12 protein-coding genes are annotated in these 13,789 nt (G+C 61.6%); 11 read left to right on the top strand and 1 reads right to left on the bottom strand.

All coding sequences use genetic code 11. The features are described 5' to 3' along the window. The first annotated feature begins 102 nt into the window (after positions 1 to 102). The 8 genes from IF189_RS25720 to trpE all read left to right on the top strand — a co-directional run bounded on the left by IF189_RS25720 (position 103) and on the right by trpE (position 8,882). Positions 103 to 1,227, top strand: coding sequence for an ABC transporter ATP-binding protein (locus IF189_RS25720; RefSeq protein ID WP_192552439.1), 1,125 nt, complete (start codon positions 103 to 105; stop codon positions 1,225 to 1,227). Positions 1,228 to 1,275: 48 nt separating this feature from the next. Then, complete coding sequence (locus IF189_RS25715; RefSeq protein WP_085709228.1) at positions 1,276 to 2,319, top strand: ABC transporter substrate-binding protein; 1,044 nt, start codon at positions 1,276 to 1,278, stop codon at positions 2,317 to 2,319. Positions 2,320 to 2,386: 67 nt separating this feature from the next. Continuing rightward, positions 2,387 to 3,634, top strand: a complete 1,248-nt coding sequence (locus IF189_RS25710) for an ABC transporter permease (protein ID WP_085709229.1) — start codon at positions 2,387 to 2,389, stop codon at positions 3,632 to 3,634. A gap of 12 nt (positions 3,635 to 3,646) precedes the next feature. After that, entirely contained in the window at positions 3,647 to 4,471 is an 825-nt protein-coding gene (locus tag IF189_RS25705; RefSeq protein WP_085709230.1) for an ABC transporter permease, read from the top strand. Between the two features lie 108 nt (positions 4,472 to 4,579). Then, positions 4,580 to 5,728 carry an iron-containing alcohol dehydrogenase gene (locus IF189_RS25700; RefSeq protein ID WP_134828289.1) on the top strand — a complete coding sequence of 383 codons (1,149 nt, stop codon included), beginning with the start codon at positions 4,580 to 4,582 and terminating at the stop codon, positions 5,726 to 5,728. Positions 5,729 to 5,842: 114 nt separating this feature from the next. Next, positions 5,843 to 6,517, top strand: a complete 675-nt coding sequence (rpe, locus tag IF189_RS25695) for a ribulose-phosphate 3-epimerase (RefSeq protein ID WP_003228808.1) — start codon at positions 5,843 to 5,845, stop codon at positions 6,515 to 6,517. Beyond that, on the top strand, positions 6,514 to 7,332 hold the full coding sequence (locus IF189_RS25690) for a phosphoglycolate phosphatase (RefSeq protein ID WP_134828288.1): 819 nt from the start codon (positions 6,514 to 6,516) through the stop codon (positions 7,330 to 7,332). Before rpe ends, IF189_RS25690 begins: the two co-directional genes overlap by 4 nt. A gap of 71 nt (positions 7,333 to 7,403) precedes the next feature. Further along, entirely contained in the window at positions 7,404 to 8,882 is a 1,479-nt protein-coding gene (gene trpE, locus IF189_RS25685; protein ID WP_039768096.1) for an anthranilate synthase component I, read from the top strand. A 69-nt stretch (positions 8,883 to 8,951) separates the two neighbouring features. Here trpE and estP read toward each other — a convergent pair whose 3' ends face one another. Further along, complete coding sequence (gene estP, locus IF189_RS25680) at positions 8,952 to 10,862, bottom strand: esterase EstP (RefSeq protein ID WP_192552438.1); 1,911 nt, start codon at positions 10,860 to 10,862, stop codon at positions 8,952 to 8,954. 403 nt (positions 10,863 to 11,265) lie between these two features. Between estP and IF189_RS25675 the strand changes: the two genes are divergently transcribed. The 3 genes from IF189_RS25675 to trpC are packed head-to-tail and all read left to right on the top strand — an operon-like array spanning position 11,266 to position 13,751. Beyond that, positions 11,266 to 11,859 (top strand): aminodeoxychorismate/anthranilate synthase component II, encoded by a 594-nt coding sequence (locus IF189_RS25675; protein WP_114885865.1) that lies wholly within the window; start codon positions 11,266 to 11,268, stop codon positions 11,857 to 11,859. Between the two features lie 9 nt (positions 11,860 to 11,868). Then, complete coding sequence (gene trpD / locus IF189_RS25670) at positions 11,869 to 12,918, top strand: anthranilate phosphoribosyltransferase (protein ID WP_192552437.1); 1,050 nt, start codon at positions 11,869 to 11,871, stop codon at positions 12,916 to 12,918. Further along, complete coding sequence (trpC, locus tag IF189_RS25665) at positions 12,915 to 13,751, top strand: indole-3-glycerol phosphate synthase TrpC (protein WP_119427656.1); 837 nt, start codon at positions 12,915 to 12,917, stop codon at positions 13,749 to 13,751. The genes trpD and trpC overlap by 4 nt, the downstream gene beginning before the upstream one ends. Positions 13,752 to 13,789: the final 38 nt, after the last annotated feature.

Here is a 13,789-nt window from a genome sequence, read left to right as displayed (position 1 = left end):
TCCATCCGGCTGAGGCGATTCTCTCCTGCGCCCCGATTTGCGTGACTGCAGGCAGCCACTAGGCTTAATCCCACAGCAGTCATCAATAACAAAGGTGTGGGTATGAGCCAGGTCGAATCAAACGCAGGGGCCAGCGATGTGCTGGTCAGCTTTCGTGGAGTGCAGAAGAGCTACGACGGCGAGAACCTGATCGTCAAAGACCTCAACCTGGACATCCGCAAGGGCGAGTTCCTGACCCTGCTCGGGCCATCCGGCTCCGGCAAGACCACCAGCCTGATGATGCTCGCCGGTTTCGAAACGCCGACTGCCGGTGAAATCCTCCTGGCCGGGCGCGCGATCAACAACGTGCCGCCGCACAAGCGCGACATCGGCATGGTGTTCCAGAACTACGCGCTGTTCCCGCACATGACCGTCGCCGAGAACCTGGCGTTTCCGCTGTCCGTGCGTGGCCTGAACAAGAGCGACGTCAGCGACAAGGTCAAGAAAGTCCTGAGCATGGTCCAGCTCGACGCCTTCGCATCGCGTTATCCGGCGCAACTGTCCGGCGGTCAGCAACAACGTGTGGCACTGGCCCGCGCGCTGGTGTTCGAGCCGCAACTGGTGCTGATGGACGAACCCCTCGGCGCCCTCGACAAGCAACTGCGCGAACACATGCAGATGGAGATCAAACACCTGCACCAGCGCCTCGGCGTGACTGTGGTCTACGTGACCCACGACCAGGGCGAAGCCCTGACCATGTCCGACCGTGTCGCTGTATTCCATCAAGGTGAGATCCAGCAGATCGCACCGCCGCGCACCCTCTACGAAGAACCGAAAAACACCTTCGTCGCCAACTTCATCGGCGAGAACAATCGCCTCAACGGTCGCCTGCTCAGCCAGAGCGGCGAACGCTGCGTGGTCGAGTTGGGGCGTGGGGAAAAGGTCGAGGCGCTGGCGGTCAACATCGGCCAGACCGGCGAGCCGGTCACCCTGTCGATCCGGCCGGAGCGCGTCAGTCTCAACGGTTCGAGCGATCAATGCGTCAACCGCTTCTCCGGGCGGGTGGCCGAATTCATCTATCTGGGCGACCACGTCCGGGTGCGCCTGGAAGTCTGCGGCAAGACCGACTTCTTCGTGAAACAACCGATTGCCGAGCTCGATCCAGCGCTCGCGGTCGGCGACGTGGTTCCGCTTGGCTGGCAGGTCGAGCACGTTCGCGCGCTCGATCCACTTCTAGAGGCGCACTGATCGCCCCGGCAATACCAACACCAACCCTGCACGTGGAGAGAACAATAAATGTTGAGATCCCTGAAGTTCACAGCCCTGACCCTGGGCCTGATGGGTGCGGCAAGCGCAATGGCCGCTGGGCCGGATCTGACCGTGGTGTCGTTTGGCGGGGCGAACAAGGCGGCGCAAGTCAAAGCCTTCTACGCACCGTGGGAAGCGGCGGGCAACGGCAAGATCGTCGCTGGTGAGTACAACGGTGAGATGGCCAAGGTCAAAGCCATGGTCGACACCAAGAGCGTGTCCTGGGATCTGGTGGAGGTTGAATCGCCGGAGCTGTCCCGTGGCTGCGACGAAGACATGTTCGAGCAGCTCGATCCTGCGCTGTTCGGCAAGACCGAAGACTACGTCAAAGGCGCGATTCAGCCGTGCGGCGTGGGCTTCTTCGTGTGGTCGACCGTGTTGGCCTACAACGCCGACAAGCTGAAAACCGCACCGACCAGTTGGGCGGATTTCTGGGACACCAAAAAATTCCCGGGCAAGCGCGGCCTGCGCAAAGGCGCCAAGTACACCCTCGAATTCGCACTGATGGCCGACGGCGTTGCGCCGAAAGACGTCTACAAGGAACTGGCCAGCAAGAACGGCCAGGACCGTGCGTTCAAGAAACTGGATGAACTGAAACCGAACATCCAGTGGTGGGAAGCCGGCGCCCAGCCGCCGCAGTACCTCGCCTCCGGTGACGTGGTCATGAGCTCGGCCTACAACGGTCGTATCGCTGCGGTGCAGAAAGAATCCAACCTGAAAGTGGTGTGGAACGGCGGTATCTACGACTTCGACGCCTGGGCCATCCCGAAAGGCCTGGACAAGGCGCGCGCCGAAGCGGCGAAGAAATTCATCGCGTTCTCGGTGCAGCCGCAGCAGCAGAAGACCTACTCGGAAAACATCGCCTACGGTCCTGCCAACTCCCAGGCCGTGCCTTTGCTGGACAAGGCGATCCTGAAAGACATGCCAACCACCCCGGAAAACATCGCCAACCAGGTGCAGATCGACGTCAGTTTCTGGGCTGACAACGGTGAGCAACTGGAGCAGCGTTTCAACGCCTGGGCTGCGAAGTAAGGCGTGATGCATACGCGGCGTCACCTCAAGGGTGACGCCGTCATTCAAAAGTTTTCCGGAGTACGTCATGGCTATCGCCGTTCCCCTGAACGAGGGCAACAGCCCCACCTTGAAGCAGCGGCTCAAGCATGCCGAGCGGGTCAACCGCTGGAAGGCCCAGGCGCTGATCGCGCCGCTGGTGCTGTTTCTGTTGCTGGTGTTCCTGGTGCCGATCGTGGCGCTGCTCTACAAAAGCGTCGGCAACCCGGAAGTGGTGGGCGGCATGCCACGTACCGTGGCGGCCATCGCCAGTTGGGACGGTCGCGGACTGCCCGCTGAGCCGGTCTACAAAGCCGCCGGCGAAGACCTCGCCGAAGCCCGCAAAAACCAGACCTTGGGCGATCTGTCCAAGCGCTTGAACATGGAGTTGGCCGGCTATCGCAGCCTGCTGACCAAAACCGCCCGTTCGCTGCCATTCGCCAGCGAGCCGGCCTCTTATAAAGAAGCGCTGGAAGGCCTCGACGAACGCTGGGGCGATCCGGCCTATTGGCAGGCCGTGAAGCGCAACACCAGCAGCATCACGCCGTTCTATCTGTTGGCGGCGGTGGACCATCGCATCGACGACCTCGGTGAACTGGCCCCGGCGACTCCGGATCAGGCGATCTACCTCGACATCTTCGCCCGGACCTTCTGGATGGGTCTGATCATCACCGTGATCTGCCTGGTGCTGGCCTATCCGCTGGCGTACCTGCTGGCCAATCTGCCGTCGCGTCAAAGCAACCTGTTGATGATTCTGGTGCTGCTGCCGTTCTGGACCTCGATCCTGGTGCGAGTCGCCGCGTGGATCGTGTTGCTGCAATCTGGCGGCTTGATCAACAGTGCACTGATGGCGATGGGCATCATCGATAAGCCGCTGGAGCTGGTGTTCAATCGCACCGGGGTCTACATCTCGATGGTGCACATCCTGCTGCCGTTCATGATCCTGCCGATCTACAGCGTGATGAAAGGCATCTCGCCGACCTACATGCGCGCCGCGATTTCCCTGGGTTGCCACCCGTTCGCCAGTTTCTGGCGGGTGTATTTCCCGCAGACCTATGCCGGTGTCGGCGCCGGTTGCCTGTTGGTGTTCATCCTCGCCATCGGCTACTACATCACCCCGGCGCTGCTGGGCAGCCCGAACGATCAGATGGTCAGCTACTTCGTCGCGTTCTACACCAACACCAGCATCAACTGGGGCATGGCCACTGCGCTTGGCGGTTTGTTGCTGCTGGCGACCGTGGTGCTTTATCTGATCTACAGCTGGCTGGTGGGCGCCAGTCGCCTGCGCCTGAGCTAAGGGGAATTTGAAATGCTGAGTCCTTATATGTCGCCCGTCGAGCGGGTGTGGTTCTACAGCTTGCGGATCCTCTGCGGCTTGATCCTGTTGTTTTTGATCCTGCCGGTGCTGGTGATCGTGCCGCTGTCGTTCAACTCGGGCAGTTTCCTGGTGTACCCGCTGCAAGGTTTTTCGCTGCACTGGTATCAGGACTTCTTCGCCTCGGCGGAATGGATGCGCTCACTGAAGAACAGCATCATCGTCGCCCCGGCCGCGACGGTGCTGGCAATGGTCTTCGGCACGCTGGCGGCCATCGGCCTGACCCGTGGCGACTTCCCTGGCAAGGCGCTGGTGATGGCGCTGGTGATCTCACCGATGGTGGTGCCGGTGGTGATCATCGGTGTAGCGAGTTATCTGTTCTTCGCGCCGCTGGGGCTGGGCAACAGTTTCTTCTCGCTGATCGTGGTGCACGCGGTGTTGGGCGTGCCGTTCGTGATCATTACGGTGTCGGCGACCTTGCAGGGCTTCAACCACAATCTGGTGCGGGCGGCGGCCAGCCTTGGGGCTTCACCGTTGGTGACGTTCCGCCGGGTGACCTTGCCGCTGATTGCGCCGGGAGTGATTTCCGGGGCGCTGTTTGCCTTTGCGACATCGTTCGATGAAGTGGTGGTGACGCTGTTCCTTGCCGGCCCAGAGCAGGCGACGTTGCCTCGGCAGATGTTCAGCGGGATTCGCGAGAACCTGAGTCCGACGATTGCGGCCGCTGCCACTTTGCTGATTGCCTTCTCGGTGATCCTCTTGCTGACGCTGGAATGGTTGCGTGGGCGGAGTGAGAAGCTGCGTACGGCTCAAGTCTGACGACTGCAAGATCCGGGTTGTCTGCCATTCATGCGCTGAATGACAGACAACCTCAATTCCCCAGCTACGCTTGTGCTCAGCTCCCACATCTATAAGAGGCTGCGCACGATGAGTCTTTCCTCGTTCAAGATCGCTCACAAACTGATCACCGGCGCCGGGGCCATAGAGCAACTGGCGGCTGAACTCACGCGGCTTGATATCGATAACCCGCTGATCGTCACCGATGCCGCACTGGTCAAGTCCGGCACGGTGGAGCTGGCGCTGGCGCAGATCGGTGAGCGCGAGTACGAAATCTTCGACCGCGTGCTGCCGGATCCGGAAATCGCCATCGTCGAGGACTGCATGCGCGTCTATCGCGAGGGCGGGCATGACGGGCTGATCGGCCTCGGCGGCGGCAGTGCCATCGATATCGCCAAGAGCGTCGCGGCGTACGCCGGTTATCACGGCGCGCTGGAAGATCTGTTCGGCGTCGACCAGGTGCCGCGCAAAGGCCCGCCGCTGATCGCCATCCCAACCACGGCCGGCACCGGTTCCGAGGTGACCAACGTCGCAATCCTCTCGGACAAGGTCGCCCAGTTGAAGAAAGGCATCGTCAGCGACTACCTGCTGCCGGACGTGGCGCTGGTCAGTCCGCAGATGACCCTGACTTGTCCGCGCAGCGTAACGGCCGCCAGTGGCGTCGATGCGCTGGTGCATGCCATCGAGTCCTATCTGTCGCTGAATGCCTCGCCGATCACCGATTCGCTGGCCATCGGCGCGATCAAGTTGATCGCCCGATCATTGCCCAAGGCCTACGCCAATCCGTCCAACCTGCAAGCCCGGGAAGACATGGCCACCGCCAGCCTGATGGCCGGCATGGCGTTCGGCAATGCCGGGGTCGGCGCGGTGCATGCGCTGGCGTATCCGCTGGGCGGGCGCTTCAACATTGCCCACGGCGTCAGCAATGCGCTGTTGCTGCCGTATGTCATGACCTGGAACAAGATGGCCTGCGTCGAACGGATGCAGGATATTGCCGAGGCCATGGGGGTGAAGACCGCTCATCTGAGTCTCAATGAAGCGGCCGACAGCGCCGTCGCGGCGATGACCGAGCTGTGCATAGCGGTAGAAATCCCGCTGGGTCTGCGCAGTTTCGGCGTGCCCGAAGACGCGATCCCGGCCATGGCCGTGGAGGCCGCGGGGATCGAGCGCCTGATGCGCAACAACCCGCGCAAGCTCAGCGCTGGCGACATCGAGAAGATCTACCGGGCGGCGTACTGAGAACCCGCCGGTCATCCGTCATGGCACAACCCAATCATCGCGGTCACGGTGCGCGCGCGGAAACTTGAGGTATACAATGCGCGCCATCGTGATTTAGCTCAGAAAAGGTGCGTCATGCAGCCCTTCGTTATTGCTCCGTCGATTCTCTCCGCCGACTTCGCCCGCCTGGGCGAGGAAGTGGACAACGTTCTGGCCGCCGGTGCCGACTTTGTCCACTTCGATGTCATGGACAACCACTACGTGCCGAACCTGACCATCGGCCCGATGGTCTGCGCCGCGCTGCGCAAGTACGGCATCACCGCGCCGATCGACGCGCACCTGATGGTCAGCCCGGTGGATCGCATCGTTGGCGACTTCATCGAGGCCGGCGCCACCTACATCACCTTCCACCCGGAAGCCACGCTGCACGTCGATCGTTCGCTGCAACTGATCCGTGAAGGCGGCTGCAAATCCGGCCTGGTGTTCAACCCGGCGACCCCGCTGGACGTGCTCAAGTACGTGATCGACAAGGTCGACATGGTCTTGCTGATGAGCGTCAACCCGGGCTTCGGCGGGCAGAAATTCATCCCCGGCACCCTCGACAAGCTGCGCGAAGCCCGCGCGATCATCGATGCCTCGGGCCGTGACATCCGCCTGGAAATCGACGGCGGCGTCAACGTCAACAACATCCGTGAAATCGCCGCTGCTGGTGCCGACACCTTTGTGGCCGGCTCGGCGATCTTCAATGCGCCGAACTATCAGGAAGTCATCGACAAGATGCGTTCCGAACTGGCGCTGGCCCGCCCATGAGCGGATTTGAGCAGCTGTTCCCGGGGCAATTGCCGCGGTTGGTGATGTTCGATCTGGATGGCACGTTGATCGACTCGGTACCCGACCTGGCGGCGGCGGTGGATAACATGCTGCTCTCCCTCGGGCGCAAGCCTGCCGGTATCGAGTCGGTGCGCGAGTGGGTCGGCAACGGTGCGCCGGTGCTGGTGCGTCGGGCGCTGGCGGGCGGCATCGACCATTCCGCCGTGGATGACGTCGAAGCCGGGCATGCGCTGGAGGTGTTCATGGAAGCCTATGGCGCCAGCCATGAGCTGACCGTGGTCTATCCCGGCGTGCGCGACACCCTGAAATGGCTGCACAAGCAGGGCGTGGCCATGGCGCTGATCACCAACAAGCCGGAGCGCTTCGTCGCGCCGCTGCTGGATCAGATGAAGATCGGCCGCTACTTCAAGTGGATCATCGGCGGCGATACCCTGCCGCAGAAGAAGCCCGATCCGGCGGCGCTGTTCTTCGTCATGAAGATGTCCGGCATTCCGGCCTCGCAATCGCTGTTCGTCGGTGATTCGCGCAGCGACGTGCTGGCGGCGAAAGCGGCGGGGGTCAAATGTGTCGCGCTGAGCTATGGCTACAACCATGGCCGGCCGATTGCCGAGGAATCCCCGGCGCTGGTGATCGACGATCTGCGCAAGTTAATTCCCGGTTGCCTGGATACGGCCGCTGAGATAACGTTGCCCGACGCATCTCAATCCCCTTCTGGAAACGCCATCGTGGTGGTCACCCGCAAACTCTGGATGAAAGTCATCAAGGCCCTGGCCCGCTGGCGTTGGCGCGCCTGACTTGTTCCTGGCCGGCCTGCCGGCGCGTTTGCACACCTGACTGATTTGCACCTCACACCACGAGGCACCTTATGATCCGCGAAGAATTCCTGCGTCTGGCCGCTGACGGCTACAACCGCATCCCGCTGGCCTGCGAAACCCTGGCCGACTTCGACACCCCGCTGTCGATCTACCTGAAACTGGCCGACCAGCCCAACTCCTACCTGCTCGAATCGGTGCAGGGCGGCGAGAAATGGGGCCGTTACTCGATCATCGGCCTGCCGTGCCGCACCGTGCTGCGGGTTCATGATCATCACGTCAGCATCACCGTTGATGGCGTCGAGACCGAAAGCCACGATGTCGAAGACCCGCTGGCCTTCGTCGAAACCTTCAAGGCCCGCTACAACGTGCCGACCATCGCCGGTCTGCCGCGCTTCAACGGCGGCCTGGTGGGTTACTTCGGTTACGACTGCGTGCGTTATGTAGAGAAGCGCCTCGGCAAGTGCCCGAACCCGGATCCGCTGGGCGTGCCGGACATTCTGCTGATGGTCTCCGATGCGGTGGTGGTCTTCGACAACCTCGCCGGCAAGATGCACGCGATCGTGCTGGCCGACCCGGCGCAGGCCGATGCCTACGAGCAGGGTCAGGCGCAATTGCAGGAACTGCTGGAAAAACTGCGTCAGCCGATCACCCCGCGCCGTGGCCTGGATTTCAGCAAGCAGCAGGCGGCCGAGCCGGTGTTCCGCTCCAGTTTCACCCAGGATGACTACGAAAAAGCCGTCGACACCATCAAGGAATATATCCTCGCCGGTGACTGCATGCAGGTCGTGCCGTCCCAGCGCATGTCGATCGACTTCAAGGCTGCGCCGATCGATCTGTACCGCGCGCTGCGTTGCTTCAACCCGACGCCGTACATGTACTTCTTCAACTTCGGCGATTTCCACGTCGTCGGCAGTTCGCCGGAAGTGCTGGTGCGGGTCGAAGACAACCTGATCACCGTGCGCCCGATTGCCGGCACCCGTCCTCGCGGGGCTACCGAAGAGGCCGACGTGGCGCTGGAAGAAGACCTGCTGTCCGACGACAAGGAGATCGCCGAGCACCTGATGCTGATCGACCTTGGTCGCAACGACACCGGCCGTGTATCGGAAATCGGCTCGGTGAAGCTCACCGAGAAAATGGTTATCGAGCGCTATTCCAACGTGATGCACATCGTTTCCAACGTCACCGGCCAGTTGAAGGCTGGACTGACGGCGATGGACGCACTGCGGGCGATCCTGCCGGCGGGCACCTTGTCCGGCGCACCGAAGATCCGTGCGATGGAAATCATCGACGAACTGGAACCGGTCAAGCGTGGCGTGTATGGCGGCGCGGTCGGTTACTTTGCCTGGAACGGCAACATGGACACCGCCATTGCGATCCGTACCGCAGTGATCAAGAACGGCGAGCTGCACGTGCAGGCCGGTGGCGGCATCGTTGCCGACTCGGTGCCGGCGCTGGAGTGGGAAGAAACCATCAACAAGCGTCGGGCGATGTTCCGTGCCGTTGCGCTGGCGGAGCAAACCCCGGACTGAATGACGGGGGATTCAGCCACAAAAAAACGCGGCGCCTGTGAGGGCGCCGCGTTTTTTATTGCCGACTGATCAGAAGTCGAGACTTACGCCAACATTGACCCCTTGCTGGGTAAAGTCGTCATCCTTGCGAATGTTGTAGCTGGCGCGCAGGGCGACTTCCTTGGTGAGGTTGTGGCTGACGCCCAGGTTCAGGCGGTTCAGGTTGGTCTGCGGCGTGTAGCCTTCCAGGGTGTAGCGGTTGTTCGGCAGGCTGTTCAGATTCATCGTCAGATCCTGGGCGTCGTCGTTGTATTCGCGCTCGTGAGCGAATTCGCCGAAGACCTGGGTCTGTGCGGTGATCTGGTATTTGCCCTGGATGCCAAGGCCGAGACGGCGGGAGTTGCGCGACTGGTCGTCGAAGGTCAGCGCCGTGGCGTCTGCACCTTTTTCCGAGTAGCCGTCGACTTCGACCTTGCCGAAATCGGCGCTGACGAAGGGCGACAGATGCCACGGACTGCTGGCCTCTGGCGCGATGTCGTAGCCGACGCGGCCGCCGATGGCCAGTACATAGCCGTCGGTATCGCCTTTCTCGCCGCGTTCGTTGACCCCGAGCTGGAACTTGCGCTTCAGGCTGTCGTAGTCCAGATGTCCGGCGGTAACGGCCAGGTCACCCCACCAGCGGTTCTGCTGGTACTGGGCGAATGCGGTGCCCATGTAGGAATTGAGTTTGTACTCGGAGTCGTTGTCGCCGGCTTCGATTTTCTGATGATAGAAACCCGCCGCCACACCCACGCGCCAGGCGTCGTCGAGACGGTAGCTGCCACCGATGTTCAGGTTGTAACCGTTGCCGTCGGCGCTTGCCCCGGCGTGCTGGTCATCGAAGTCCTGATGCTGGCCGCCGGCGGAGACAATCGCTCGCCATTGGCCGACGCCTTGCCAGTTTTCCCAGTCGGCGAGCCATTGGTTGCGCAGTTCGTCCTGATGAGCGCGCAACGTGCCTTGGGCCATTTCCGGCAGCAGGGTAAGTTCCCACGGGGCGGCCAGCAACGAGTAGGCGTAATCGGCAATCAAGCGTTGCCCGGCTTCGGTCGGGTGCACCGAGTCGTTGTAGATCAGCTTGGTCGGATCCGGTGTGGCGCTGTTGATCCCGTACCGGGCGTTCTCGGTGCAGCCATCGCCGCTGAAGCAGGTGGCGACCAGGTTCTGATCGGTGGCCAGGCCGAACTGTGCCGGATTGGCAAACGCTTCCTTGAGCAGCACCGGGATGTTCAGCGGAATGACGTTGGCATTGACCGTCTGCAGCTGGCTCACCAGTTCGGTGTTGAACTGGGCGCTGAGTTGCGACGTGAAGCCTTGCAGCGGCGAGCCGTTGATGGCCGGGGTCAGGCCGATGTCCGGCAGCAGCCAGACCATGATGTAGCGGGCACCCGCGCCTTGCAGGGTGCGCACGCTGTCGACAAGTCGGTCGGCGGCGGCATTGGCCTGAGGCAGACTGGTGACGCGGCCCTGCAGGAAGTCGTTGCCGCCTCCGGTCAGGTAGTACAGGGCATTCGGGTCGGCGCGGAAGCCGTTCGACGGCAGGTAGCCGGCACGGGTGCGTTCACCGCTGGCGGACGTAGTGGTGATCGAATCGAGAATCTGGTCGGTGCGATAGCCGCCGACCGCCCAGTTGTTGCCATCCGGCAGACCCTGGCCGGCGCGTACCGCCGAATCCGCGGAAGCGGTCTGGTTCGGCGTGAAGCCCAGGCGGCCGCCAATCAGTTGGGTGGCGTTGAGCGAGTAGAACTCTCCGCTGCCGTCCTGATAGTTGGGGCCGGTGCGGTTGGTAAACCGTTTGACCGAGCCGGCGGGACCATCCGGATCGGAAAACGTCCCTGCGTCGCTGAGACTGTCACCGAAGACAACGAAATTCGAATAAGGATTGGGTGCGGCGTTCGCCTGGGCGCAGGCCATCGCGAGCAGGCATCCGGCGAGCGGTACAAACAACGTCTGTTTGATCATGAGCAAGTCCGTTTATTTATTGTTGTATGGAACGAAACGACAGTACCAAAAACTTCCGGCGTTTTGCCATCGGTCGTCAACCCTCCCATAGTTTTCCCCCCGTCAGGCCCGGCCATATTGCACGCTCTGCCCAGCTAAGTTACTGTGCGGGAACGTATGAACGAGACCTTCCCCGTGTTGATCACCAGCAAACTTCTGGATCAAGTCATCAAGGCACACGCCCGCTGGCGTTGGCGCGCCTGAATCTTTTCTGCCGGCCCCGCCGGATCTGTATCGCTCTGCCTTCCTTGCCCGTTTGAAATGCCGCCTTGCTGTCGCCACTTGCGCGTCCGACTTTGTGCAGCGTCCTGGCAAGTCATTCGAAGGCTGTTTCCAAGTCAGAATTCAAGAGGTTCGAAACGCCATGTTGCTGATGATCGACAACTACGACTCCTTTACTTACAACGTTGTGCAATACCTCGGCGAGCTGGGTGCCGAGGTCAAGGTCGTGCGCAACGACGAGCTGACCATCGCCGAAATCGAAGCGCTCAACCCGGAGCGCATCGTGGTGTCCCCCGGTCCGTGCACACCGACCGAAGCCGGTATCTCCATCGACGCCATCAAGCACTTCGCCGGCAAGCTGCCGATCCTCGGCGTCTGTCTTGGCCATCAGTCCATCGGCCAGGCCTTTGGCGGTGACGTGGTACGTGCCCGCCAAGTGATGCACGGTAAGACTAGCCCGGTATTCCACGAGGACAAGGGCGTTTTTGCCGGTCTGAATCATCCGCTGACGGTTACTCGCTATCACTCGCTGATCGTCAAGCACGATACTTTGCCCGATTGCCTGGAACTGACCGCGTGGACGCAGCATGACGACGGTTCGGTCGACGAAATCATGGGCCTGCGTCACAAGACCCTGAACATCGAGGGCGTACAGTTCCACCCGGAATCGATCCTCACCGAGCAGGGCCATGAACTGTTCGCCAACTTCCTCAAACAAACCGGCGGCACGCGCTAAGGACTCTCCATGAATATCAAGACAGCCCTGAGCCGTATCGTCGATCATCTCGACCTCAGCACCGAAGAAATGCGCGACGTGATGCGCGAAATCATGACCGGCCAATGCACGGACGCGCAGATCGGCGCGTTCATGATGGCGATGCGCATGAAGAGCGAGAGCATCGACGAAATCGTCGGTGCGGTGTCGGTGATGCGCGAGCTGGCGGACCAGGTCGAACTCAAAACCCTCGACGGCGTGGTCGATGTGGTCGGCACCGGCGGTGATGGCGCGAACATTTTCAACGTTTCCACGGCTTCGGCTTTTGTCGTTGCCGCTGCCGGCTGCACTGTGGCCAAGCACGGCAACCGCGCGGTGTCGGGGAAGAGCGGCAGCGCCGACCTGCTCGAAGCGGCCGGGATCTACCTCAACCTGACCCCGGTTCAGGTGGCACGTTGCATCGACAACGTCGGCATCGGTTTCATGTTTGCCCAGACCCATCACAAAGCCATGAAGTACGCCGCCGGCCCGCGTCGCGACCTGGGCTTGCGTACCCTGTTCAACATGCTCGGCCCGCTTACGAATCCGGCCGGCGTCAAACATCAGGTAGTCGGCGTCTTCACTCAGGCGCTGTGCCGGCCATTGGCAGAAGTCTTGCAGCGTCTGGGCAGCAAGCATGTGCTGGTGGTGCATTCGAAGGATGGCCTGGACGAGTTCAGTCTCGCCGCACCAACTTATGTGGCCGAGCTGAAGAACAACGAAATCAGCGAGTATTGGGTCGAGCCGGAAGATCTGGGCATGAAGAGCCAGAGCCTGCACGGCCTGTCGGTCGAAGGTCCGGAAGCTTCGTTGGCGTTGATCCGCGATGCACTGGGCAAGCGCAAGACCGAAAACGGCCAGAAGGCTGCGGAAATGATCGTGCTCAATGCCGGTGCGGCGCTGTACGCCGCTGACCTGGCAACCAGTCTTAAAGAAGGCGTGGCACTGGCCCACGACGCTCTGCACACCGGTCTCGCTCGGGAGAAACTCGAGGAGTTGGGTGCCTTTACCGCGGTATTCAAAGTGGAGAATGAGGGATGAGTGTACCGACGGTTCTGGAAAACATTCTGGCCCGCAAGGTTCAGGAGGTCGCCGAGCGTAGCGCCCGCGTGAGCCTGAGCGAGCTGGAAAGTCTGGCCAAGGCGGCCGATGCACCCCGCGGTTTTGCCCAGGCATTGCTGGCGCAGGCCAAGAAGAAACAACCGGCCGTGATCGCCGAAATCAAGAAGGCGTCGCCGAGCAAAGGCGTGATCCGCGAGAACTTCGTTCCCGCCGACATCGCCAAAAGCTACGAGAAGGGCGGGGCGACCTGCCTGTCGGTACTGACTGATATCGATTACTTCCAGGGCGCCGATGCCTACCTGCAACAGGCCCGCGCCGCGTGCTCGCTGCCGGTGATCCGCAAGGACTTCATGATCGATCCGTACCAGATCGTCGAAGCCCGTGCCCTGGGCGCCGATTGTGTGCTGCTTATCGTCTCCGCGCTGGATGACGTGAAAATGGCCGAACTGGCTTCGGTGGCCAAAGGTGTCGGCCTCGATGTGCTGGTAGAAGTCCACGACGGTGATGAGCTGGAGCGCGCATTGAAGACTCTCGACACGCCGCTGGTCGGGGTCAACAACCGTAACCTGCACACTTTCGACGTGAGCCTGGAAACCACCCTCGACCTGCTGCCGCGCATTCCGCGCGATCGTCTGGTGATCACCGAGAGCGGGATTCTCAATCGTGCCGATGTCGAACTGATGGAAATCAGCGACGTTTACGCGTTCCTGGTCGGCGAAGCGTTCATGCGCGCCGAAAGCCCGGGCATTGAGCTACAACGCCTGTTCTTCCCTGAGCGCGGCGTTCCGGTGAGCGGTTCGACCCTCGACTGATCGACTCTTCGCAGGCGCCCGTATCCCTGGGGGAGCGG

The organism is Pseudomonas sp. IzPS59 (assembly GCF_014863505.1).
GTDB lineage: Bacteria > Pseudomonadota > Gammaproteobacteria > Pseudomonadales > Pseudomonadaceae > Aquipseudomonas > Aquipseudomonas kribbensis.
Note: the sequence above shows the minus strand (reverse complement) of the source record. Positions and strands in the feature narration are given on the sequence as shown.

Excerpts from the sequence above, each read along its gene's own strand:
- IF189_RS25720 (WP_192552439.1), top strand. The coding sequence starts at position 103 with ATGAGCCAGGTCGAATCAAACGCAGGGGCCAGCGATGTGCTGGTCAGC.
- IF189_RS25715 (WP_085709228.1), top strand. The coding sequence starts at position 1,276 with ATGTTGAGATCCCTGAAGTTCACAGCCCTGACCCTGGGCCTGATGGGT.
- IF189_RS25710 (WP_085709229.1), top strand. The coding sequence starts at position 2,387 with ATGGCTATCGCCGTTCCCCTGAACGAGGGCAACAGCCCCACCTTGAAG.
- IF189_RS25705 (WP_085709230.1), top strand. The coding sequence starts at position 3,647 with ATGCTGAGTCCTTATATGTCGCCCGTCGAGCGGGTGTGGTTCTACAGC.
- IF189_RS25700 (WP_134828289.1), top strand. The coding sequence starts at position 4,580 with ATGAGTCTTTCCTCGTTCAAGATCGCTCACAAACTGATCACCGGCGCC.
- rpe (WP_003228808.1), top strand. The coding sequence starts at position 5,843 with ATGCAGCCCTTCGTTATTGCTCCGTCGATTCTCTCCGCCGACTTCGCC.
- IF189_RS25690 (WP_134828288.1), top strand. The coding sequence starts at position 6,514 with ATGAGCGGATTTGAGCAGCTGTTCCCGGGGCAATTGCCGCGGTTGGTG.
- trpE (WP_039768096.1), top strand. The coding sequence starts at position 7,404 with ATGATCCGCGAAGAATTCCTGCGTCTGGCCGCTGACGGCTACAACCGC.
- estP (WP_192552438.1), bottom strand. The coding sequence starts at position 10,862 with ATGATCAAACAGACGTTGTTTGTACCGCTCGCCGGATGCCTGCTCGCG.
- IF189_RS25675 (WP_114885865.1), top strand. The coding sequence starts at position 11,266 with ATGTTGCTGATGATCGACAACTACGACTCCTTTACTTACAACGTTGTG.
- trpD (WP_192552437.1), top strand. The coding sequence starts at position 11,869 with ATGAATATCAAGACAGCCCTGAGCCGTATCGTCGATCATCTCGACCTC.
- trpC (WP_119427656.1), top strand. The coding sequence starts at position 12,915 with ATGAGTGTACCGACGGTTCTGGAAAACATTCTGGCCCGCAAGGTTCAG.